Annotated in this window: 23 protein-coding genes and 1 tRNA gene; 9 read left to right on the top strand and 15 right to left on the bottom strand. The window is 30.6% G+C overall.

Going from position 1 to position 24,783, the window contains the following annotated elements; translation table 11 throughout:
* Positions 1-89 precede the first annotated feature (89 nt).
* Positions 90-458, top strand: a complete 369-nt coding sequence (locus H526_RS0114670; protein ID WP_027393704.1) for a cupredoxin domain-containing protein — start codon at positions 90-92, stop codon at positions 456-458.
* A gap of 127 nt (positions 459-585) precedes the next feature.
* Positions 586-1,299 (top strand): hypothetical protein, encoded by a 714-nt coding sequence (locus H526_RS0114665; protein ID WP_027393703.1) that lies wholly within the window; start codon positions 586-588, stop codon positions 1,297-1,299.
* Positions 1,300-1,314: 15 nt separating this feature from the next.
* Here the strand turns inward: H526_RS0114665 and H526_RS0114660 are convergent, their stop codons facing one another.
* Positions 1,315-2,478 (bottom strand): MFS transporter, encoded by a 1,164-nt coding sequence (locus H526_RS0114660; RefSeq protein ID WP_027393702.1) that lies wholly within the window; start codon positions 2,476-2,478, stop codon positions 1,315-1,317.
* 137 nt (positions 2,479-2,615) lie between these two features.
* Here H526_RS0114660 and H526_RS0114655 point away from each other — a divergent pair, with 137 nt between their 5' ends.
* A complete protein-coding gene (locus H526_RS0114655) occupies positions 2,616-3,467 on the top strand; it encodes an AraC family transcriptional regulator (protein WP_027393701.1) in 852 nt (283 codons plus the stop codon).
* 10 nt (positions 3,468-3,477) lie between these two features.
* Here H526_RS0114655 and kynU read toward each other — a convergent pair whose 3' ends face one another.
* Positions 3,478-4,758 carry a kynureninase gene (gene kynU / locus H526_RS0114650; RefSeq protein ID WP_027393700.1) on the bottom strand — a complete coding sequence of 427 codons (1,281 nt, stop codon included), beginning with the start codon at positions 4,756-4,758 and terminating at the stop codon, positions 3,478-3,480.
* A 556-nt stretch (positions 4,759-5,314) separates the two neighbouring features.
* Between kynU and H526_RS0114645 the strand changes: the two genes are divergently transcribed.
* Entirely contained in the window at positions 5,315-5,956 is a 642-nt protein-coding gene (locus tag H526_RS0114645; RefSeq protein ID WP_027393699.1) for an O-methyltransferase, read from the top strand.
* A 68-nt stretch (positions 5,957-6,024) separates the two neighbouring features.
* Here the strand turns inward: H526_RS0114645 and H526_RS0114640 are convergent, their stop codons facing one another.
* The 6 genes from H526_RS0114640 to H526_RS0114615 form a co-directional block, all read right to left on the bottom strand.
* Positions 6,025-7,518, bottom strand: a complete 1,494-nt coding sequence (locus H526_RS0114640) for a S8 family peptidase (protein ID WP_027393698.1) — start codon at positions 7,516-7,518, stop codon at positions 6,025-6,027.
* Positions 7,519-7,848: 330 nt separating this feature from the next.
* A complete protein-coding gene (locus H526_RS0114635) occupies positions 7,849-8,142 on the bottom strand; it encodes a Sec-independent protein translocase subunit TatA/TatB (protein ID WP_027393697.1) in 294 nt (97 codons plus the stop codon).
* An 88-nt stretch (positions 8,143-8,230) separates the two neighbouring features.
* Positions 8,231-10,543, bottom strand: coding sequence for a M1 family metallopeptidase (locus H526_RS0114630; protein WP_027393696.1), 2,313 nt, complete (start codon positions 10,541-10,543; stop codon positions 8,231-8,233).
* Between the two features lie 61 nt (positions 10,544-10,604).
* The gene (locus H526_RS0114625) at positions 10,605-11,111 is read right to left on the bottom strand and encodes a DUF6702 family protein (RefSeq protein WP_027393695.1); all 507 of its coding nucleotides are present in this window, start codon (positions 11,109-11,111) and stop codon (positions 10,605-10,607) included.
* 83 nt (positions 11,112-11,194) lie between these two features.
* On the bottom strand, positions 11,195-11,956 hold the full coding sequence (locus tag H526_RS0114620; RefSeq protein WP_027393694.1) for a peptidase associated/transthyretin-like domain-containing protein: 762 nt from the start codon (positions 11,954-11,956) through the stop codon (positions 11,195-11,197).
* Between the two features lie 117 nt (positions 11,957-12,073).
* Complete coding sequence (locus tag H526_RS0114615) at positions 12,074-12,862, bottom strand: carboxypeptidase-like regulatory domain-containing protein (RefSeq protein WP_035085682.1); 789 nt, start codon at positions 12,860-12,862, stop codon at positions 12,074-12,076.
* Between the two features lie 108 nt (positions 12,863-12,970).
* Here H526_RS0114615 and pepE point away from each other — a divergent pair, with 108 nt between their 5' ends.
* Together pepE and H526_RS0114605 are read left to right on the top strand one after the other, a co-directional pair.
* Positions 12,971-13,678, top strand: a complete 708-nt coding sequence (gene pepE / locus H526_RS0114610) for a dipeptidase PepE (protein ID WP_027393692.1) — start codon at positions 12,971-12,973, stop codon at positions 13,676-13,678.
* A 7-nt stretch (positions 13,679-13,685) separates the two neighbouring features.
* Entirely contained in the window at positions 13,686-14,600 is a 915-nt protein-coding gene (locus H526_RS0114605) for a glutaminase (protein WP_027393691.1), read from the top strand.
* On the opposite strand, the gene H526_RS0114600 is transcribed toward H526_RS0114605, so the two are convergent.
* From H526_RS0114600 to H526_RS0114585, 4 genes are read right to left on the bottom strand one after another with little or no spacing between them, the layout of a single operon-like run.
* Positions 14,597-16,063, bottom strand: a complete 1,467-nt coding sequence (locus H526_RS0114600; RefSeq protein ID WP_155839702.1) for a hypothetical protein — start codon at positions 16,061-16,063, stop codon at positions 14,597-14,599. The genes H526_RS0114605 and H526_RS0114600 overlap by 4 nt on opposite strands.
* Position 16,064: 1 nt before the next feature.
* Positions 16,065-17,012 (bottom strand): glycosyltransferase family 2 protein, encoded by a 948-nt coding sequence (locus tag H526_RS0114595; RefSeq protein WP_027393689.1) that lies wholly within the window; start codon positions 17,010-17,012, stop codon positions 16,065-16,067.
* 40 nt (positions 17,013-17,052) lie between these two features.
* Positions 17,053-18,006, bottom strand: coding sequence for a Gfo/Idh/MocA family protein (locus tag H526_RS0114590; protein WP_027393688.1), 954 nt, complete (start codon positions 18,004-18,006; stop codon positions 17,053-17,055).
* A 3-nt stretch (positions 18,007-18,009) separates the two neighbouring features.
* Positions 18,010-18,585 (bottom strand): acyltransferase, encoded by a 576-nt coding sequence (locus tag H526_RS0114585; RefSeq protein WP_027393687.1) that lies wholly within the window; start codon positions 18,583-18,585, stop codon positions 18,010-18,012.
* A gap of 445 nt (positions 18,586-19,030) precedes the next feature.
* Between H526_RS0114585 and H526_RS0114580 the strand changes: the two genes are divergently transcribed.
* Positions 19,031-20,896 carry a tetratricopeptide repeat protein gene (locus H526_RS0114580; protein WP_027393686.1) on the top strand — a complete coding sequence of 622 codons (1,866 nt, stop codon included), beginning with the start codon at positions 19,031-19,033 and terminating at the stop codon, positions 20,894-20,896.
* Positions 20,897-20,908: 12 nt separating this feature from the next.
* Complete coding sequence (locus tag H526_RS0114575; RefSeq protein WP_027393685.1) at positions 20,909-22,009, top strand: glycosyltransferase family 2 protein; 1,101 nt, start codon at positions 20,909-20,911, stop codon at positions 22,007-22,009.
* Positions 22,010-22,017: 8 nt separating this feature from the next.
* Here H526_RS0114575 and H526_RS0114570 read toward each other — a convergent pair whose 3' ends face one another.
* The 3 genes from H526_RS0114570 to H526_RS0114560 form a co-directional block, all read right to left on the bottom strand.
* On the bottom strand, positions 22,018-22,953 hold the full coding sequence (locus tag H526_RS0114570) for a lysylphosphatidylglycerol synthase transmembrane domain-containing protein (protein WP_027393684.1): 936 nt from the start codon (positions 22,951-22,953) through the stop codon (positions 22,018-22,020).
* A complete protein-coding gene (locus tag H526_RS0114565; protein WP_027393683.1) occupies positions 22,953-23,675 on the bottom strand; it encodes a methyltransferase domain-containing protein in 723 nt (240 codons plus the stop codon). Before H526_RS0114565 ends, H526_RS0114570 begins: the two co-directional genes overlap by 1 nt.
* Before the next feature lie 150 nt (positions 23,676-23,825).
* Positions 23,826-23,898 (bottom strand) — tRNA-Gly (locus H526_RS0114560).
* A gap of 329 nt (positions 23,899-24,227) precedes the next feature.
* Here H526_RS0114560 and H526_RS29230 point away from each other — a divergent pair.
* Positions 24,228-24,783 (top strand): immunoglobulin domain-containing protein (locus H526_RS29230; RefSeq protein ID WP_211237842.1); only part of this gene is annotated, 556 nt, incomplete at its 3' end.

Below are 24,783 nucleotides of genomic sequence, written 5' to 3'. Positions count from 1 at the left end.
AGTTCTGAGGAGAAATAACATTATAAAATATGTTTCTCCTCAGAAAAATTAAAAATAATTTTCAACAATAATCATAAATATTAAAAATCATGAAAAAGTTAATCACATTATTTACATTTATTTTCGCAATTACATTAAGTACATCTGCTCAAGAAGTTAAAACGGTTTCTTTAGAACAAACAAAAGGAGAATTTACTCAGAAACAAGTAACATTATCAGAAGGTAGTTACGTTTTCAATATATCTAACAACAATTCTGGAACTGATGTTGGATTCGTATTAGTCCCTGCTGGTAAAGATGCTTCAGATCCTAAAAATCATATTCAATCAGCGTATGTAACTAAGGTTGTAGCCGAAGGGAAAACTGAAAGTTCTAAAACTGTAACATTAAAAAAAGGAGAATATAACTATTTCTGCCCTTTAAATAAGACACCACAATACAAGTTGATTGTAAAGTAATTGTACATACAAGAACAAATAAAAAAAGCTTCCATAACAGGGAGCTTTTTTTATTAATACCTAAAACGATGTTAATTCAATTCATCACGAATTTTGTTTTTTTATTTTAGCGAAAAACTCAGTCAAGATGAAAAATGTAATTAGCGTATTCCTACTTTCTATGTTAGTAATAGCTTGCAAGCAAGAGACTAAAAAAGAATATCAATACGAAGAGGATGCTGAATTAAAGGAAACCGAAACAGTTCTGCATAAAATACCAACTACGGCTGAAGCGATTGCCAATGCGAATGGCTTTAAAAACTGGGAAAAAGTTAAAGAAATAAAATTCACCTTTAACGTTGATAGAGATAGTAGTCATTTTGAACGTTCTTGGAATTGGAAACCAAAAAAAGATGAGGTTACAATGATTACTTCTAAGGATACCATTACCTATAACAGAACTAAAATAGATAGTACTACACTAAAAGCAGATCAAAGCTTTATTAATGATAAGTATTGGTTACTAGCTCCGTTTAACTTAGTATGGGATGAAAATAGTTTCTCATCAGAACATGAACTAAAAGCAATTGCACCTATAAGTTCTAAAGAAATGCAAAAACTTACCATTATTTATAAAAATGAAGGTGGGTATACTCCAGGAGATGCATACGATTTTTATTTTGAAGGTGATTTTAAAGTAAAAGAATGGGCATTTCGTGAAAAGAACAAAAAAGAAGCTTCCTTAATAACATCATGGGAAGATTATGATGATTTTAATGGAATTAAAATTTCAAAAACTCGCAATCGGAACGAAGGTAGTTGGAAACTTCATTTTACTGGCATAAAAGTAATTACAGAATAATATTAGAAGAATATATTATTTAATAGCTCTTTTTGAAATAAAAAATGTAACAATTAATGCAATTAATGTTGCTATCAACAAGGCTGTAAAACTAAGTTTTAGGCTTTCTATTTTGGACAAAAAGCCAAGAAATGGAGGACTTATCAAAAAACCGAGATAACCAAATCCTGCAACGAAAGAAATTCCTTTCGCAGAAGAAACACCTTTGGTCTTACCAGCTAATCTAAATAACTCTGGAATAATCACAGAGAAACCTAAGCCGATTAATCCAAAACCAGTTATTGTTAGAACCAATGAAATACTTAATACAGCTAAAAAACCAAGCGCACTGATTAAAGATCCTCCTATAATTATTGCAAAAGACCCAAAATGTTTACTCACAGCATCACCAAAAAAACGACCTAGGGTCATCATTAAAGAAAAAGCAACAAAACCAAATCCAGAAATCTTCTCCGAAGATATTTTTACCACATCCTGCATATAGAGTTTACTCCAATGCTCTATTGCTCCTTCGCTACCCATAATTAAAAATGCAATAATTGTAAGTCCTAATAAAGGTTTGATAAGTTCTAAATCCAACCGTTTATTAGAAGATTCTTCTTTTTCTCCCTTTATGGTTATATATTGTTTACATACTAAAAAGTTGGTTAAAATCACAAATATTGCGGCATACAACATATGTAATAATGGAACCTCAAAATAAGTAATCAAAAAACCACCAATACCTGCTCCAATAACACCTCCTAAACTAAAAAAACCATGAGAAGCAGACATAATATGTACATCATCTTCCTGTTCTATTTCAGATACCAATGCATTCATTGCAATATCGGTTAAGCAAGCAAATAACCCTACAACGAATAACACAACACACAATACCAAATAACTTGGAGCAACAATTGGCATTAAAAAAAGTAGAGAAAAAATTGAAATCCCAATAATTGTGGTCTTTCCTACACCAAATTTTCCAATAATAAAAGATGATAAAGGTATCATTGCCAGCGTACCTAAAGCGAAACAAAAAAGTGCTATTCCCAGTTGCGCATCATCAATTAGCAACTTAGCTCTAATTTTAGGTATATACAACACCCAAGTACCTGTCATTATATTAAGCGAAGCAAAAACCCAAGCAGGCCCAAAATATCGTAATTTAGTAAGAATAAGATATAAAGAATTCAATTCGTGTAGTTTAAACAATTAATATCATATCAAAATTAACTACAAAAATAAATCTAAGGTAAAACAAAGTATTCTAACAATAAGTCAATTTATTCTATAAATAGTAATTATCTGTTTAATTATGATAATTTTGTTATATGAAGCCATCCTATGAGCAAATTTATCTGGAACAATCCAAGTCTTTAAAAATAGAAAGTTATACTAAGGATTCACTTTGTCACGAAATAAACTGGCATTTACATCCTGAATACGAAATTGTTTTTATTAAAAATGGAAGTGGTATTATTCAGGTAGAATCTCATCTTGAAAACTATCAAGATGGATTACTCATTTTTCTTAGCCCCAATATGCCACATATGCCTTTTGGTAATAAGGATTTTAGAGACAATGTAGAGGTAGTAATTCAATTTAATGAAGATTTTATTGAAGAAAAACTATATCATTTTCCGGAGTTTTCGATAATTTTAGATTTCATAAAGAAATCTCCTAAAGGTTGCATCTTTTCTCAGAAAATTAAAGATGAATTATCTGCGTCTTTTTTAAGACTTTATAATCAAAACAATATCGAAAAGCTATTAAACTTTATTAATATTCTATATCGACTTTCTATTTCTAAGAATTATAGATCAATTATAAAAACAAATCATCTAGAAATTGACAAAACTTCTTTACCCAGAATATCAAAAGTTTTTGAATATGTAAATAAAAACTACGCTAAAAAAATCAAATCAGAAACTTTGGCTAAAGAATTAGGGTTGACTACAAATTCATTTTGCAGAATTTTTAAATCCTCTACAGGAAAGAATTTTATTAGTTTTTTAAATGAATTTAGAATTAAGAAAGCGCAAGAACTTTTCTATAATAGCAACAATATGTCTATCTCAGAAGTGTTATACCAATGTGGGTTTAATGATCCTTCTTATTTCTGCAAACTCTTTAAAAAACAAACCGGTCTTTCACCTTCCGCATATATTAAGGCATTAAAATAAGGGACTCAATTTATACTTTTTGCAATATCCCTTTCTTAAGAATTTGACCAAACTCGTACATATCCTCATAAGAACAATAAAAAGGTGCTGGAGCTAGTCTAATTACATTTGGTTCTCTCCAATCTGTAATTACTCCATTTTTCATTAAATAATCAAACAACTTTCTTCCTTCTCCATGAAGAAATACAGAGAGTTGTGTCCCTCTTTCTTCTTGACTCGAAGGAGTTATTATTTCGAAAGTACTTTCTACTTCTAAATCAATTGATTTTAACACAAATTCTAAATAAGCAACAATGAGATTTCGCTTTTCAATAAGTGCTTCCATCCCGACTTTTTCAAATAATTCTAGTGAAGCCAAATACGGCGCTAATGATAAAATTGGTGCGTTACTCAATTGCCAAGCATCTGCATTAGGCATGGGTTCGAACTCTGGTTCCATCAAAAATCTAGACTCTTTTTTAGTTCCCCACCAACCTTCGAAGCGTGGAATATCTTTTCTGTCATGAAATCGTTCATGTACAAAGCAGCCAGAAGCATTTCCTGGACCACTATTCATATACTTATAACTGCACCAAGATGCAAAATCCACATCCCAATCATGTAATTTTAATTCAATATTACCCGCGCCATGTGCAAGATCCCACCCAACAAAAGCTCCGATATCATGACCTGCTTTAGTAATAGTTTTCATATCAAAAACCTGACCTGTATAATAATTAACACCACCGATTAAAATCAAAGCACACTCCTCTCCTACTGATTTAATAGTAGATAAAATATCTTCTATCCTAAAATTATGTTCTCCAGGGCGTTTCTTAATTTCTACAATAGCATCCTTTGGATCATATCCATGAAATCTAACCTGACTATGTAACATATATTGATCACTAGGAAATGCCTTTTCCTCGCATATAATCTTATATCGTTTCTCTTGAGGTCGGTAAAATGAAACCATTAGTAAATGAAGATTTACTGTTAAGGTATTCATAACTGTAATCTCAGAGGGATTAGCTCCAACTATTCTACTTAGGGGTTTGGCTAAACGTTCGTGATAGTCCCACCAAGGCTTATCTGCATAAAAATGTCCTTCAACAGCAAGTTCTGCCCAGTCTTTCATTACTTCATCGACATACTTCTTTGTGTTTTTAGGTTGAAGTCCTAAAGAATTTCCTGTAAAATATATGACCTCTTTCCCATTAACTTTAGGAAAAAGAAATTGATCTCTATAAGAGCTTAAAGGATCTTGTTGATCTAACTTTTGAGCAAATTCTTTACTGTTTTCAAATTGCATTTTTGAATTTTGATTCAAAAATACAGATTAGAAATGAGATTATATAATGTTTTAAAATGCTGTTAAAAATATTGGGGAAATTACCGCGTATAATTACTTTCATAGCTCACAACAAATTCGTCGTAAAAATTGTATAAAAAAAGACATAAATCCCGAGTATCTTTAAATGTTCGAACATACAATATCTCTTTAACTCATATTTTAATGAAAGAATTAAAAAATTAGACGGTGTACAAGAAATTGGTAAGAAAGTTCAGGAAAATGTAAACGGTGGGCATTGCACTCCTTGCGGTCCTGGATAATGTGGACAGATTATTTTCCCCAGGCTAGATTGATTTTTCGCACCTTATTAATCAACAGGAAACAGAATTTTATATTGTTAGAAATATAGAATAAGTATTGCAGCGGTTTATTCAAAAACTACTGCATTTTTTTCAAAAGAACTTTTGCTTCAGCAAAATTATAATTCCCCTAATCTAAAAGAATATTTATAAAATTATACTCTTTAAATATTTAGTTCCCAAAATTACTAGCTTTGCAAAAAAAACAACACCCTATGCACTTCATACCAGAAGCATTAGATACTTATGTAGTAAATCATACAGAAAAAGAACCTGAGTTATTGGAGCAATTAACTCGTGAGACCTACCAAAAAATATTACAACCTCGTATGCTAAGTGGACCATACCAAGGTCGTGTATTAAGTATCCTCTCTAAACTAATTAATCCGAAAAATATTTTAGAAATTGGCACTTATACTGGCTATTCGGCTTTATGTATTGCCGAAGGAATGCGAAAAGATGGAGAACTCCATACCATAGATATTAATGAAGAATTGGAAGATTTCCAACGAAAGTATTTTGACCTTTCACCTTATGGTAATCAAATACATCAACACATAGGTAATGCTACTGAGATTATTCCAAATCTAGCTATGAAATTTGATTTGGTTTTTATCGATGCAGACAAACCAAACTATCCTACTTATTTTGATTTAATTATTGATAAAATGAATCCTGGAGGTGTTATTTTATCAGATAATGTTCTATGGAGTGGTAAAGTTATTGAGGATATAAAAAAAGACGATCTTTCTACAAAAGCTCTGTTAGCATATAATAAAATGTTAGTAGATGATAATCGTATCGAAACCGTATTATTACCTATTAGAGATGGATTAACAATTAGTAGAGTATTATAAAAAAAAGTGGAATCTATAAAGACCCCACTTTTCAGATGTATTAGTAACTACAATTGCTAATTCATTAATTATTGCACTGCTTTTAGTGCGTCGATATTACCGTAACCAAATTTACTATTTCGATTAGGATAAAACTCTCCTGCTCTTTTTAACTTATCCAATACTTGCGCTCTAGACATATTAGGATTACGTGACCAAACTAATGCCGCAATACCAGCAGTCATAGCTGTTGCTACAGAAGATCCGCCAACATAAGATTGTGCTCCATTATTAAACCCTAATACTGGTACAGTTCTACTAGTGTTACTAGCTCTTTGCATAATAATAGTAAAATCAATTTTACTACCATCATGACAGATATCACAACGATTATATCCATTATCTTTTAATCCTGTTACTGCAACAGTTTCACTCATACTTGCTGGAAATATAACACCATACCAATTGGTAAAAGTAGTAGATGTTCCTCCGGCTGCCATGATCATTTTACCTTTTCCGTACGCATACTTAACAGCATCTTTTACATTTCCTATAGACCAAGGATATCCTACTGACATGGAAATTATTTTAACATCACTTCTATTCCCTAATGCTTTTAATGCATTACTCACTCCTTTGCGTTCGTGATAATCGTTTAAAACAACATCTTCTGTTCCTCTATATGCTACCAAATTAGAATTGTATGCAACACCAACTGGCATAAAATCATTATTACGTGGTGAGGCAATAGCAGAAGCCATCTGAGTTCCGTGCCCACACTTATCGTTCGGGCCATCAACATTATTAGACCACCACCAAGGAGAGTCAATAAATGTTCCGAAACGCTGTACAGATCTTCCATTAGAAGCTCCATCATTAAAACCATTTCCTAAAAGATTTTGGTTAGCTGATAAGCCAGTATCTATAAGCCCAACAGTAATTCCTGCTCCAGTACTCAGGCTCCAAGCATCATCAATATTATGATTTTTATAATTCCAAGGTAATCTCGCATTAGGAGAAATCACGCTATAATCAGCACTGTTAATAGATTGTCCACTTTGAGAACAACCTGCAGATTTTTGTTGCACTTCTTCCTGTAAATAAAACCCATAACCATTAGGTTCTAAATAACGAATATTATCCATTGCAAGTAACTCTTCAATTGTTTCCAACTTGGTTACTTTTAAATCTAAAACATTCAATACATCATCTTCTGTAATTTGAAAATTAGAACGTTTTTCTCCTTCACTCTTCTGAACAGTACCATAAATATCTTCTACAATAATATTTAATCTAGACGATCGTTCTGTTCCTTCAATAAAACTTTCTCCTTTTTCTCCGAAACCAATTGTTAATACTTCACCTCCATGCATCACTGCACTATATAACATATGTGCTGATGCATCATTAGCCCAATCCAAATCACCATTTTGCTTAAGCTGTGTCTCAATAAAGGAGTTAATCTCTTCGATGGATAGAATTTTCTGAGAATCCTGACTCTCGTCAATAATTTCTTCAGGATTATTTTTTGAACAAGATACAACAAGGAATAACCCTAAAATTAGAGGAATAATTTTTTTCATTTTAGTATAAGATTAATGAGTTTGTGTGTTAATGATTTCTAAGGTCTTTATTTCCTTAAAAACATCAAATAATTATCATTTAGTTAATTTCTGTACTAATTTATTAAATAAAATCTAAATATTGATACATTATATTGAAAGAATCTTAAAAATAATTGCGTTCCTATGCTCGCATAGGACTAAAAACTGGTTCTAAATACCAATGTTTATAAGGGTTTTACAGAAAAATACTACAGAATGAAGTAAACTTAAAAAACAAAGGATTTTTTTAAAGTTTGTTATAAAAAAGGAAGGTTTTTTATTGAAATACTAAAAAAAGGTGTCGTAAAGTTAGAATTTACGTTTTACTGGACCAGTAACATCTTCGATATCACTTTTAACTTGATTTATTTCTTTCTTGATATCTGAAGTAATAGAAGAAGGAATATCTGTATCTATTCCGTGCTTTTCAGCGCTTTTGGTAATTTCAGATTTGATATCATTGGTAGCATCTTTTACAATTCTCATACCTTTACCTAAACCTCTTGCTATTTCAGGTATTTTATCTGCTCCGAAAACCATAACCAAAATAAATACTATAAAGGCAATTTCTGTTCCGCTTATAAATAAAGGTAATACAATCATATCAGTGCAAATATAGCTACAATAATGTATACAAAAAAGCCGTTCGTGATCACGAACGGCTTTAATCTATAATTTAAAGGTTTTTTAACTATTGCCCTTTTACCTTATTTTTAAACTTATCAAATTTTCCTAATTTTTTATTCTTAGGCCAGCTATTATTAGAAGTATCGATATCAGCAGTCTCTTGATTAGGATCTACAACAATTTTAGAAATTGCTTTTTCTGAAGCGATCGCTCTTTTTACAGCTGCATCATTTTTTCTCCAAATCTCCGCTGGATACGTTATAGTCTCTGTAGTACCATCTTCATAAGTATACTCTACTATTAATGGCATTACTAAACCACCAGGTTTTTCAAAGGTAACTTCATAAAAATATTTTGGCTCCTTAAGAACTTCTCTTTCTTCTACAGAAAAATTATCAATCAAATATTCTTTTAAGGTCTTAGCATTGTCAATGATATTACCATTCTTTTTGATTTTTTCATATTCCTCACTACCTTCTTCTACCATAAATACCAATGGCCCAAAATCTTCAATTTTAGCTCCTCGTGCAGCTGCAAAATCCTTTGCTCTTTGATTTGGTTCTTTCGAAACAACATATTTCTTAACATCTTTAACACCGATATCTGTGTAATCTGTAGTATAGAACCATCCTCTCCAGAACCAATCTAAATCCACAGCAGATGCATCTTCCATAGTTCTAAAGAAATCTTCTGGTGTTGGATGCTTAAACATCCATCTTTGAGAATATGTTCTAAAAGAATAATCAAAAAGATCTCTACCCATAACAGTTTCTCTAAGAATATTTAATCCCGTAGCCGGTTTGGAATATGCATTAGAACCAAATTGATAAATATTATTAGACTGAGACATAATAGGAGATATAAAACTCTGGTCTCCACTCATATAAGGAACTATTTTAGCAGCTGGTCCTCTTCGAGAAGGGTATTTTTTAAGCGGTGCAATTGCATCTGGATACCATTCTCCAAAATCTTGCTCGGCAACATATTGAACAAAAGTATTAAGACCTTCATCCATCCAAGTCCATTGACGCTCATCACTATTTACAATCATTGGAAAAAAGTTATGTCCAACTTCGTGAATAATAACACTCATCATACCAAATTTAGTACGATCACTAAATTTTCCTTTTTTATCAGGTCTACCATAATTCCAACAAATCATAGGGTATTCCATACCTTGATTCTTAGCATGTACAGAAATAGCTTTGTGATATGGGTAATCAAAGGTCATTCTACTATACGATTTTAAAGTACTTGCTACGGCTTTAGTTGACCAATCTTCCCATAAAGGATTTCCTTCTTTAGGATACATGGAAACCGCCATTACATCTTTACCTCCAATTTTTACCGCCATCATATCCCAAATAAATCTTCTAGAAGTGGCAAACCCAAAATCTCTTACATTTTTTGCACTAAGTCTCCAAGTTTTTTTGCTTTCGGAAAATGTTTTTTCTTTAGCTTCTGCTTCTTTTTGAGTTACAATAAGAACTGGTTTATTATATGATTTCTTAGCCTTTTCGTAACGACTCATCATTTCTTTAGTAAATACCTCTTTTCTGTTTACCAAAACTCCAGTCGCATCTAAAATATGATCCGCTGGTACTGTAATATTAACATCGAAATCTCCAAAAGGAAGTGCAAACTCTCCTCTTCCCCAGAATTGGTGATTCTGCCATCCTTCTACATCATTATAAACTGCCATTCTAGGATAAAACTGTGCGATAACATACGCTCTATTTCCATCTTCGAATTCTTCATAACCCGATCTTCCTCTTCCATTAACGTGATCGTTAATGTTATACCACCAATCTATAGAAAACACAAATTTACTACCAGATGCTAAATCTTTAGGCATCTCTACACGCATCATTGTTCCATTAATAGTATATTCTAAAGGTTTACCCGAAGCATCTTTAACAGCCGTGATATTAAATCCTCCATCAAAAGACTCTCCTAAATATTTACCTACAAATCTATTTGGTGGATCAGTTGCGTCCACTCTAGTTGGTTGAATTAATGGCGTTTTTGATTTTCTAGATCGCATATTCTGATCTAATTGTATCCAAAGAAATTCTAAATTATCAGGAGAATTATTAGTATAGGTAATAGTTTCTTTACCTGTAAGTTTTTTGTTTTTATCATCAAGCTCGATATCCATTTTATAATCTGCTTGCTGTTGATAGTAAGCAGAACCTGGAGCTCCAGAAGCAGTTCGATACATATTAGGTGTAGCAAACTCATCATACATTTGCTTAAACTTATTCTGATTTGTATGCCCCAACTCACGAGCTTCCTCGCTGTTTTTTTCATTTTGAGCGTACAGTCCTAAGCTAGAAATAAAGAACCCTACTGTGAGAATAAAAAGTGTTTTTTTCATTAGAGTGTAATTGTGTTAAGTAATAAATTGCAAAATAGTTGTTTTTTAAAAGTTTAGTGATTTATTCACTAAACTTTAACATGCCTTGATCTTTTTCTTTTTCGAGTATAAGGCTTTTACGTTTTTCTTGTTTTTTGACATGTATGATATTCTGCTGATCATCAAAGAAATGCATCAAAACTTGATTAGAAACAACTATCGTTTTTAAGGATTCTACATTTTCTACCTCTAGATAACACAGGACTAAATCATTATCATATTCTTTCCCTATGAAATTAAAAAAGACTTCCTCTCCATTTACTGTAATAGATAGCTTTTGTTTTAAATATGTAGTTAGATACTGATCTACCTTTTCTTCCTGTTCATTAGAAACTAACTCTATCGTCTCATCATATCTTTTTCTAAGAACTTCTTCTATATCATCGACAAAAATCCTGGAAATAATCTGCAAAGATTTCTCTTCTTCTTTATATTCTATTTGTGTTACACTAACATAGAATTTATGTAAGGCGGTAAACGAACTCAATGAAACCAGAAATACTGATAAAATAATTAATAATTTCTTCAATTTAAAATAATTTATACGATGGTAAATGTACTATTTTGACATAAAATATTATGCCAAAAATGTTTTATTAAATAAAAAGAAAGTTATTTATCAATTTCTTTAAACTCTTTATAGGACTTTGCTTTGGTCTGAAAAAACTCTAATAATGATAATTTTTTAGTGTTTTCTAATAAGTTTTCAAAATAGCTATCTTCCGCGCAATAATACATAAAATCAGATATTAGATCTTCTGACAATCCCAAATCATTTGTAAAAAATGTAACACTAAATGAGGTTTCACCTTTATGAATTAGTTTATCTAAATCCTGAATAGATTTTATTTTTTTTAATTTTTTTAGCGTTCCATTTAAATAATTAATCGGGCGATCTATAATTCCAGATTTTGCAGTATAGATTCTTCTTTCTACTTGGGTAGGTTGTTTTATATCTCTAAATGGGAGCCCCAAACTCTTATTACTTACAAAAGGTTTTGTCTTAATACCTTTAGTATCTTTATCAATATTTCCTGAAAGATTAATGTTACTAACATTTACTTGATCCAGTTTTCTTACAATAGGAGTCAGTTTTATTCGAAAATCTTCGTTATTTATATCAAAATCTCCTACAACAAGAGAGACTATCTCATATTGGACAGAAGAAAAAATAATGGAATCATTAATTGATACAGGAATTTCAAAATAACCTTTGTCATCATTGGTAGTTCCTATCTTCTTAGTATAGTTTACAATATTTATGGCAAATCCATCTAATGAATCAGCAACGATAACTCCCTTTAATCTTTGAGATTGTCCAAAAGTGTTAGTTATAACAACAAAAAATATAAGAATAGGTAAAATTCTGGCCATATGATGAATTAGTTTTATGACCCGATTCGATATGTTTTCTTATGGATAAACCTAGAAACCCTGTCATACTAATTCAAAAGACGAAAGGTCTTTAAAAATGTTGCGCTATTAAAAACGTTATTTACGATCTTTATAAACTTTACTTTGAGACACCAAAAATTCGAGAAGATTCAATTCATTACCTTCTTCTAGGTATGATTTATCTAACCCATTTTCTTCTGCAAAAAAGATAAAATCATTAATTTGATCCATTTCTAACGCTAAGTTTGTTTTAAAAAACTCATCATTATACATTTTTCTGACCTTTACATCAATATCAGCAGGGGTCTTATCATCATTATTGTCTTTATTTTTAAAAACTACTTTAAAAAGGTTTACAAAATTAAGTCCATAAATCATCCTATCCTCTAAAAAGACTTTGTTTTCTAACTCAGATAATTCATCCGCTGTCCAATCATAATCTGTATCATTAATTCTATCGGAGGTAAGTCTAGCAACATCATCTAATCCACTCTCCGAAACATCAATTTTTTTAACATCAATAGAAACGTTACCCAACAGATCGTATGGAGTAACAATAACTTCATCTAGTAGATTAACGGATTCATTCAAAAAAATATTCAATCTCCTATTATTTAATACCCCTTTATCAATTAATACAACAAACTTTTGATATTGCATCGCAATTACCTCTATTTTATCATTGGTGCCAACACTTATCCTAAAATTACCTTTATCATCTGTAATAGTCCCTTTTTTAGTAGTCAAATTATAGACAACAACACCCTCTACATCATCACCAATGGGGGCACTCACGCGACCATCAATCATAACTCTCGAAGTTATTTGGGCAAAAGAAAAACTAATTGTAAAGCATATAAATAGTAGGGATAATTTCATTTTCATAGTTAGCTGGGTTAAATTTGTATGTATTGAAGATACTATATTTTTTCAATATGTTTTGAAGATTTCTCTATAAGAAAACGTTAAACTACCTTTACTAAAAACAATTATATGCAAAACTGTGTCATTGCAAGTACCTCTACCATCCATGGAAGTGGTCCATTAGAATATTTATTTGATACTTTAATTGAGCTTTATAAAGATTCTGAGCAAATTTTGTTTATCCCATATGCACGTCCAGGAGGGATCACCCTAGATGAATATACCATAGGAGTTAACAATATTTTTAAGAAAATAAATAAAAGAATACTTGGGATCCATATGTTTTCTGATATAACGGAAGCATTCGAAAATACACAAGGAGTTTTTACTGGTGGAGGAAATACGTTCCTACTCGTTAATCAATTATATAGAAATAATGTACTAGAACCTCTTAAACAAGCAATTGACACAGGTGTTCCTTATCTAGGCACCAGTGCTGGAAGTAATATTTGTGGGCTTACCATGCAGACCACTAATGATATGCCTATTGTACATCCTCCAAGTCTTAAAACACTAGGGGTTATGCCTTTTAATATAAACGCACATTATTTAGACCCTGATCCAAACTCTACGCATAAAGGAGAAACTAGGGAAACACGTATTAAAGAATTTCATAAGTTAAATCCACAACCTGTAGTTGGACTTAGAGAAGGGAGTTGGTTAAGAATTCAGGAGAATGATATTCAATTAAAGGGAGAATTCTCTGCTAGGGTTTTTGAACAAAACAAAACTCCTTATGAAATAGAGCCTGATAGCTCTTTATTAGGTTTAAATTAAACTTTGTATGCAGTACCAAAAAATTCTTGACACCATTCAAGAAGAATTATCGAATAAACAAAATAATGGAAAGGTAGCCTCCTATATTCCTGAATTGGCTAAAGTGGATCCAAATAAATTTGGAATGCATTTATATTGTATTAGCTCAGGTCATTATGGTTTTGGAAATGAACAGGAACAATTTTCCATTCAAAGTATATCTAAAGTATTTTCTTTAACACTAGCGATGTCTTTATTAGATGATGAATTATTTGAACGTGTAGATGTAGAACCTTCTGGAGATCCTTTTAATTCTTTAGTACAATTAGAATACGAAAACGGAATACCAAGAAATCCTTTGATAAATTCAGGTGCTCTGGTTATTGCTGATGTCTTAGTTTCGACGCTAGAAAACCCCAAGAAACAACTTTTAGAATTTATTCGTAAAATCGCGGGAAATACAACTATTGATGTTAACTCGAAAGTTTTTAATTCTGAAATGAAATATAGTCATAGAAATGCTTCTCTACTGCACTTAATGAAATCTTTTGGCAATATCAAAAACGACATAGAAACTGTATTAGACTTGTACATTTACCAATGTTCTATAGCTATGTCTTGTAAAGAATTAGCGACCGCTTTTATGGTTTATGCAAATTCTGGAAGAACTCTATTTGATGAAAAACAAGTGATTTCTGAAAGAAAAACAAAACGTATTAATGCTATTATGCAAACTTGTGGTTTTTATGATGAAGCAGGAGAGTTTAGTTTTAGAGTAGGTTTGCCTGGCAAAAGTGGTGTTGGTGGTGGAATTGCTGCTATTCATCCAGGTCAATATGCCGTTACAACCTGGAGCCCCCCATTAAACCCAAAAGGAAATTCTGAATTAGGAATGTATGCATTAGAAAGATTAACAACCTTAACTGGGTTTTCTATATTTTAAGTGATATCGGCCTTCCGGCTGTAATGGTCATATAATTGAACACAAATAATCACCAATACAAAATAAACGAATAATGAGTTATAAGTAGTACCTTTTCCTGAATGTACTATAATAGAAGTAGCTGATAAAGGAAGAGAAACTATAATAAGCTTGATCCAGTCCCAATCTTTCCGCTTTACCAAAAAATAAAAAACTGGAAATAACAATAAACCTAAGTAAGGTACAGGTATTGTTGTTGTTAATGTCCTAAATATTCTTTTTACTATGATATTAGCATACCAAAAACGATCATTTTTTATGTCCGTCAACACTTTTTCTTTCACCACTTCTTCATAATGTGATAATTCTTCTGGTTTTTTATAATACAACCTATAATCATCGTAGTAATCATCTGTCTGATATTTACCCGAATAATGGATATTCATACTATACCTATTATTTAGAATAGGAATTGCATAATTGTATGCTTTTATATCATTCCATTCATACCCATATTTAGTATCAAAATCTCCTAATCCGCAAAACATAGGGTGCCAAAAATTATGACCCTTAATTTTAGCTCCATTATACACATGCCCTCCATAAAGACTTACTAAATGACTGGTCTTTTCAAACTTTAGATTAAACTCATTTCTAATATATGACTTACAAGAATTAAAGAAAAATACAACTGTTAAAACTAAAGTTATTTTCGGAATTAACTTAATATGTTTAGACAACATATAGATCAATAACAATGAAACTAAAACTACTGAAATTTCATTTCTAAATTCACTAAAAAAACCAATCGTTATCCCAGAAATTATTGCCGTCAAAATTAATTTAAAATAATCAATAGATGCAGAAAACAATACATTTACATTTAGCCCTAATATTATAAAAAAAACAGAAGCCATTAATCCAAAAATATTTTCATGGGAATACACTTCATAAAGAAAAAAAGGAGTGCTATTGATTAAAACACACAAAAGAAAACCAAACATTGGTTTTCTTAGTCTCCAAAACCCAAAGAATAATAGTAACAGCCCAATAGTAAACACGAAAGCATTAAACAATTTAATAGAAGGGTTTTCTGGAGAGCCTTTAAGATAAGCATTCGGTAAATAAGCTAAAATTCGAGCACTTTCACCAAGTCTCGACCAATGCTTATATTCCATAATCAAATCCTTACCTCTATTGGTTATTTCTTTATTTGCACCTTCTTCAGAATATTTTAAATCAGTATTTAATGTAGCTAAAGGGAAATGACCTGTGTAGAAATAAAAATAAGCAAATTTATATGCTTTATCGTGGGAGAAACCTGAAGCATCCCTTCTAGCTTGAATTGAAGAATAATCACTATAACTAGATTTTACATACAATCCAGTATTAAAAACAATTATTGACAACAAAATTGTGACAAGCCCTTTTTTACTTTTTAAAAACACTTCAAAATGACCAGTTATGTTCATCAATAAATTCATACTAATCATTTTTTTGCTTAATAATATAAATAGGTCTTTTACGCATTTCTTGTATTAATTTTTCGAAATAAAGTGACAAGATAGAAAGTGTAACAAACAGAATTGAAAAAGAAGCTGACATAAAAATTATAATAGTGTTATATCCTGACGGAGCTGAAGTTCCGTTTAAATAAGTATATAATGTATACCCTATCATTCCTAAAGTAAATAAAATAAAAACAGCCGACAACAAAACACTAATTCTCAATGGCTTATTAGAAAAAGAAAATATTGCATTAAAGGCTAACTTAAGCAACATGAGATAAGAATAATTACTCTCTCCATATTCTCTTGCAGGTGCGCTGAACGATAATTTACTTTTAGAAAAACCTAATGATTGTATAAAACCTCGTATAAATCTATTACGGTCCCGAAAATTAGAGGCAAGTATAACTTTAATACGATTAGAAACTAAAAAGAAATCAGTGGAATTTTCTTCAAATTTAATGGCTGACAAGTAATTTATTATTTGATAAAAGAATTTTGAAAATTTCTTTTTAACATAGCTATTATCACCTCTTTCTAAACGCTGCATTAATACAATATCATTTCCTTCATTAAAAGCATTAATCATCTTAGGTATTTCTGCTGGCGGGTGTTGGCCATCAGAATCTATACAAATAATTGCATCTCCAGAAGCATTATCAATCCCTGCTATCATTGCAGATTCATGCCCGAAATTTTTAGAAAACTCAATGCTAATATTTTTAATATTATTCAATGATTTTTCTTTTCTTATTTCATCAATTAACCTTTGCGTTCCATCAGTACTTCCATCATTTACCCATATAAGTTCAAAACTTCTCTCTGGCATGGAAATCAATACGCTCTCCAACGAATTCCAAAAATGAATCACACCCTTCTCTTCATTAAACAATGATATTACAATTGAGATATTTTGCTTATTCATTTTTGGTTATTGAGATTCGACATTATTCAAAACAAGAAATCTAAATTACTTTCTTCACAAAAGGGTGGTAATCTTCTTTTAAAGAAACAATTTCAGCATTTCTAATATCATGGACAATTTGTATTGAGGTTTTAGCATCCATAAGTCCATAACCTTTACCTTCTAATATACTCTTATAACTACGTGTATGTAACTCTGTAAACCCAGTACTAAACTCTATTTCTTCATTATCAATGGTAATTGAGCGATATGTTCTTTTTCCTTGTGCTTTAATATCTTCTGGAATATTCTCGTAATTAATAGATAAAAACCAACGAACCCTAGCTTTTTCGAATTCTAAAAATCCAGAAGCACTATCATCTGTCAATAAATGAACTTTGTTTCCTTTAACCTTTCCAAAAACCCAAGATAACATATCGTAAAAATGAACCCCAATATTTGTTGCTATTCCACCAGATTTAGAAACATCACCTTTCCAAGAAGCGTGATACCAATTACCGCGAGAAGTTAGGTAAGTCAAGTCGAAATCATAAATCTTATCTTTAGGACCATTATCTACATTCTCCTTTAATGCTATAATACTTGGATGCAATCTCAATTGCAAAATAGTATTTACTTTCCCTTCAGATTCTTTTTCAATCTCAACCAATGTGTCTATATTCCAAGGATTAAGAACTAGTGGTTTCTCACATATTGCACTTGCTCCTCTTCTTAATGCCATTCTAATATGAGAATCATGTAAATAATTTGGTGTACAAATACTAACATAATCAAGTTGTATATTTCTTCTTCTCTTTAATTTTTCTATATGTCTATCAAAACGTTCAAATTCCACGAAAAAATGTGATTCAGGGAAATAACTATCAATAACACCAACGCTATCGAATTTATCTAGTGCAGCTATCAGATTATTCTCTGTATCCTTAATTGCTTTTAAGTGCCTTGGAGCTATATAACCTCCAACACCCATAATTGCAAAGTTCTTATTTTTCATCTATTAAATTTTAAAAACGCTTCCTCCGATAAGTTCATATTTCTCTTTACTTTCTGGACAGACAGCTATATCATCCGCATTAAAATCCAGTCTATGTCCATATTCGCTCATCCATCCTATTTGCTTGGCAGGATTCCCAACAACTAGGGCATATGGTTTCACTTCTTTTGTAACAACCGTACCAGCACCTATAAATGCATACATACCAATATTATTGCCACAAACAATAGTAGCATTAGCTCCAATAGTAGCTCCTTTACCCACATGAGTTTTGGCGTATTCATTTTTCCTACTTATAGCACTTCTAGGATTGGTAACATTAGTAAAAACACAAGAAGGTCCCAAAAAAACATCATCATCACAAACAACTCCCGTGTACAAAGAAACGTTATTTTGAACTTTTACATTATCCCCTAAAATTACTTCTGGTGAAACCACTACATTTTGTCCTATGTTACATTTTCTACCTATTACGGAACTAGGCATAATATGAGAAAAATGCCATATTTTACTACCTTCTCCTATAAAACATCCATCACCTACCACTGACGTTTCATGAGCAAAATAATTCTTATCCATTTGGTTAATTTATTTCTGTAAGAAACTTTGTTAGTCTCACTATACAGAATATGTGTCTCCCAAATATAAAATAATTCATTTTGTTTATTTGTTTTAGAAAAAATACTTTTTTAAAGCCTAATTATTTTCGATTTAAATTCATCAGGGTTATTTATCAAACAAATAAATACTTAACATAAACAAAAAATATTTATCTTCAATACAATTAAAAAGACATAAAAACAACTATATTTAAACCCATTAATACTAAAAACAAAGGATACTACAATCCCAGATCTTAATAAACTATAAGCAATCCAATCCCCAAGTACAATTAAAATTTTAAAGCTAGATGTTTAAAAATTTTACTTCCAAAAAATTCGAATTAAAAATCTTAGTAGTAATACTAATTGCTACTTTTTTTATATACATCAACCATTTCGACAATCCCTTTATCTTCGACGACATGCATACAGTCGTAAACAACGATTCTATAAGAACTTTAGATAATTGGCTTGTTTTTTTCAAGGATGCAGATACATTCAGTTCATTACCTGGAAATAGAGCGTACCGACCTATAATCACATTGATGAACGCTATCGATTACAATATTGCTGGAAAATTGGATTCTAACTATTATCATTACCACATCTTTTTATGGTTTTTAGTATTAATTGTATTAGTTTTTCTGTTATCGAAACATATCTATAAAACATCTCTAACAAAAAATAAGTTTGTTGGGCTAACTGCATTGTTCGCAACCGCTTGGTTTGCGTTTCATGCTGCAAATGCGGAAACTATTAATTATATATGCGCTAGGTCAGATTCTTTTTCAACATTATGTATTGTAGCTTCTCTCATTTTATACATAAACACTACAACTAGAAAATGGCACCTTTATCTTATAACTATGGTTATTGGAATATGGACAAAACAAACTGGGGTCATGTTTTTTCCTATTTTAGTATCTTACGTAATACTTTTTGAAGAACATGAAGTTTTATCTCCTTCTAAGAAAAATATTCTTACCAAGCTCCTAAAAATTTTAAAAAAAACTGCTCCTGCTGGAATTATAGCTTCTTCTCTCTTTATTTTAAATCAATATTACCTAACTCCTGAATCTACAGATTCTACTAATTATTTTGTTACAAGATTTGAATATTTCAGCACACAATGGTACATTATCACACACTATTTAAGCAACTTTATTTTACCCATAAACCTTAGTGCAGATCCAGATTTCACTATTATAAAGCCATGGTACAGCTATAAAACACTATTTGGATTAAGTATAATAATTGGAATGTTATTTACAATGGTAAAAACAGCTTTAAAAAAAGAATTAAGACCTATTTCATTCGGTATAGCTTGGTTCTTTATTGCTTTATTGCCGACAACTCTAAATCCTCTTTTCCAAATCGCCAACGACCATAGAATGTTTTTTCCTTTTATTGGACTTTTTATTGCTGTCCCATATGGATTACTAAAAATTATTGAAAAACAAAAGACCATAGAGAAAGAAAAAAAACAAAACATTTACATCATATCTATCATTGCTTTAATTCTTTTAGGCCACGGATATGGTACTATTCAAAGAAATAAAGTTTGGAACTCCATTGAGTCTATTTGGCTTGATGTGGTTATCAAAAGCCCTAAAAATGGAAGAGGACAGATGAATTATGGTTTGACCCAAATGCAAAAAGGAAATTATGATATAGCACTCAATTACTTCAATAAAGCCTATTCATTAAGTCCAAATTATTATGTTTTACATATAAATTTAGCAATTCTTCACGCTGCTAAAAAAGATTATAGTAAAGCTGAAGAATATTTCAATTCTGCAATTAAATTAAGTACAAGCTCTCCTTCTGCCGACTATTATTATGCAAAATTTCTTTTTGATCAAAAAAAATATTTAAAAGCTGAAAAGCACGTAAAAATTGCGCTTCAAAAAAGCCCTAATCATACTCTATCTAAGAACCTTTTAAATAACATTTCAAAAAACTTAACTAAAATACAAGAGGAAATAAGCTCATTAAAAAATCAAACAAAAAACACCAAAGATCCTATAAAGCTTTTAGATCTAAGTTTAAAATATTATCAAATAAAAGAATATAAATTAGTTATAACAACCTGCGAAAAAATATTACAAATTGATCCAAAAAATGCTTTTGCTTATAACAATATATGTTCTGCGTACAATCAATTACAAAAATGGAAACTTGGAGCCGAAGCTTGTCAAAAAGCAATTAAATTAAGTCCAAATTATTCATTAGCAAAAAATAATTTAAAATGGGCAACGAGTAATCTCAAAAAAACAAATAAAGAATAAAACCAAAATATAATGCTTGACAATAAAACAGTTGCAGTAGTAGTACCCTGTTATAACGAATCTCAACAAATAATGATGGTTCTAGATAGCATGCCTTCTTTTGTTGATAGAATTATTGTAGTTGATGATGCTTCGAAAGACGATACTGTCGGAACAGTAATAAAAAACCTAACCGACAACACATCAACTCTTGAACTAACTTCTAACCTAAACAACGAAATTGCTCCTAATATATATAATCGTGCGGATATTGAGGTAAAGCGAAAAAGCATTGATGAAATTCAAAAATTTACTCCTTCAGAAATTCTTAATAAAAATCCCAATACAGAAAAAATAATTGTAATTAAACATCTAGAAAATGGAGGTGTTGGGGCAGCTATTGCGACTGGATATAAGTGGTGTAAAGATCATGATATTGATTGCACAGCAGTTATGGCTGGAGATGGACAAATGGATCCAGATGAATTAGAATCTATATGTAAACCCGTTATAGCAGAAGATATTGATTATGTTAAAGGAAATCGCTTGATTCATAAAAGCGCTTGGGTAATTATCCCAAGAGTACGTTTTTTAGGTAATTCAATTCTTAGCATACTAACCAAAATTGCCTCAGGATACTGGGGTGTGTCAGATACCCAAAGTGGATATACCGCAATATCAAACAATGCCCTAAACTCTGTACCTCTTTATGACATATATAAAAGATATGGAATGCCTAATGATTTATTAGTAAAACTTAATATTGCATTCTGTACTATTAGAGAAGTAAAGATTAAACCAATATATGGTGTAGGTGAAAAATCAAAATTAAATATTATCAAAGTATCTTTACCCATACTCTTTTTATTAGTTCGTTGTTTTTTCAAAAGGCTTCAAACAAAGTATTTATATAGAAGTTTTCATCCGTTATATTTACTTTACTGGGTAGCTTTTATTATTTGTATCATTAATAGTTATTTCTTCTACCAGTTAATAGCTAATTTTTTTGTTCCAAATTCTAAAACGCCAACAGATTACCTAATCATATTTATCTTCCTAACCATATCAGGGTTTCAATCTTTGTTATTCGCAATGTGGATGGATATTCAGGATAACGAAAGGTTATCCAAATAATAAAATTACTATTTCATTTGTCTTAAGTCTTTTAAACGTATCGGTGATAAATAAAACAAAATAGCTCCGGGAATAAATGAAATTAATTGAAGAATAAATATAATTAAAGATAATGCTATAGCATCTTCAGCCGAAAGATCATACAATTGAAAAATAAAAATTAAAGATGTTTCGCGAACTCCAATTCCTAAAACTGTAACGGGAAGTAATGTCAGTATTCCCAAAACAAAAGTCCCTAAAAATAACCCTAAATGATCAATCTCAATATCCATAGCCCAAGCAACATAATTAAAAATTCCGTATATCATAATCATACTAAGACAGGTAATTACGAAACTTAGTATATTTTTTGACCACCCAAGATTATGAGAATTAAACGCTCTTCTCCAAGGCTTAATAATTCTGTTAAATTTACCTCTAAACCCGTAAATAAATAAAAAAAAAGATATCACCCCTATAAACAAAAATACCAGCCCTTTATAGTTATTTGGTAGTTTCAGAATATCAAAATTAAACTGATAATAAAACAACGCTAATAAACTAAAAAACAACAAACTAATTAAATCAAAAAGACGATCCATAATCAAGCTAGACCAACCTATTTTCTGAGTAGGTAATTCATCCTTAATATAAAGTAACCTCCCAAAATCTCCCAATCGTCCGGGAGTGATATTAGCTAAAAAAAGACCAATAAAGAAAACTTTAAAGGCTTTATAGTGCACTAAAGGAATTCCGTATGAATTCGAAATAATTTTCCATCTTATACTTTTTAAATAAAAAGCTAACCACAAAATAAATACTGCAATAATGATATGAATAATAGAAATCTTTTTAATTGATTCAAAAGTTTCTTCCCAACCTACTTTATATATCAAATAAAAGAATAAGATTATTCCAATAAATTTTAACCAAAAGCCAATATTTAACAAATACTTCTTAGTCATTAATTTAAAATAATACTTTTTTCCTTTTCCATATTACCTATAAATACTAAGTCACCATGTACTTTTTTACAAGAATAAAATTTCATTTTCATTTCTTGTTCAAGCATCCATTTGTAAGGAAAAAACCGCACATGCTCATCTAATGTATAATAATAAGCTCTTTGACAAGGAACTACTACACATAAAGTTTTTTTAGTAATTCTCTTTAATTCTCTAACAGCTTTTTCAAAATCTATAACATGTTCCAAAGTATGCGTAGAGAAAACCACATCAAAGGAATCATCTTCAAAAGGCAAATTTTCTATATTAGCTTGAAAATACTCACTATGCGTAAAGCTTTTACCGTCTATAATATCACATCCAGTAGTTTTAAAACCTTTTTTGTTCGCATAATCAAGTAAAAAACCATTTCCGCATCCTACATCAATAAACGTTTGATTATCAGACTTTATCTTTTCAAATACATGTTTTAAACATTGTTTAGACATATCAGTCGGTCTACTATTAGAAAACCGAGTATCTCTTTTAGAGTAAAAGTCAGAAAACTCTTCTTCTGACCACTTAAAAATTATGGATTTCAAGTTCATTACCGTTTTTATATTCCTTCCCTTATATGCATAATAATAGAACGGAAACATAAAAAATTTAGAATCTCTTATAGCCGGCGGTAACCATTCATCCATAAAATATCTAATAATATTTGTAAATCCTCTGCTATTCATAAATAAAATAATTAATTTTTGGAATCAGTTATCACGAATGTAAGTATTACTTAACAAAACCTCTATATAGGAAATAAAAAACATATTGAATTATTGAAAATCAAGAAAATATTAAAAAAAAAGCTTCATCTTAATTAAGATGAAGCTTTGAGCGGGAGACCAGGTTCGAACTGGCGACATTCAGCTTGGAAGGCTGACGCTCTACCAACTGAGCTACTCCCGCTTTTGCGCTGGCAAATGTATTATATTTTATTAAAAATAAAAATATTTTTAATTTTATTTTTATTTCTTATTACAATTTCAATTGATCCTAAGATCAAAAAAATCATTCTTTAACATTGAATAATTATACCTTATATCCAAGTTAAAATAGATTGAAAAAAGTATTTTATCGAAAAAAAATGCATTTAATCGGATTAAATGTGTATTTTTGTAGTTAAGAAAATATTAATATATTAGCAACTTATCTATATTAGCTTAGATAGAAGGCTAGTTTTGTTTAAACAAAATAGTTACGTGATAACCCCAAACAAAGAGAGGTAAAACTCTTTTTTGAAAAGAAATTTCCTACAGCCTATGAAGGTAAAATTACTTCTTTTTATATGTATACTTTCATCTTTGAGCCATGTATATGCACAGGTGAAAGTTGGTGACAATCCAAATCAAATAGATACTTCATCTATTTTGGAACTAGAAAGCGTGGATAAAGCTTTCGTTTTAACCAGAATCAATACGAATCAAATGAATGCACTCACTCCATTAAATGGAGCCTTAGTGTATAATACAGATGATGAATGTATTTTTCAATTCAACAATAATAGTTGGTCCAGTCTATGTAGTGGTAACGATAATCAAGTATTATCGTTTAACCCAATTACTAACGTATTAACATTAGAAGATGGTGGATCAGTCGATTTAACCTCTCTTATCAACGACCCTGATTCTGACCCAACGAATGAAATCCAAATATTAAGTCAAACCGGCAATACTATTACCTTGTCCAACGGTGGAGGAAGTATTACTGAAACCATATCTACACTATTAGATAATGGAGATGGTACATTTACCTATACATCAGAAGATGGAACAATAACAAATATTGGTACCA

It is taken from the genome of Aquimarina latercula DSM 2041 (assembly GCF_000430645.1).
Lineage (GTDB): Bacteria > Bacteroidota > Bacteroidia > Flavobacteriales > Flavobacteriaceae > Aquimarina > Aquimarina latercula.
The sequence above is the reverse complement of the archived record's forward strand: the minus strand, read 5'-3'. Positions and strand labels throughout refer to the sequence as shown.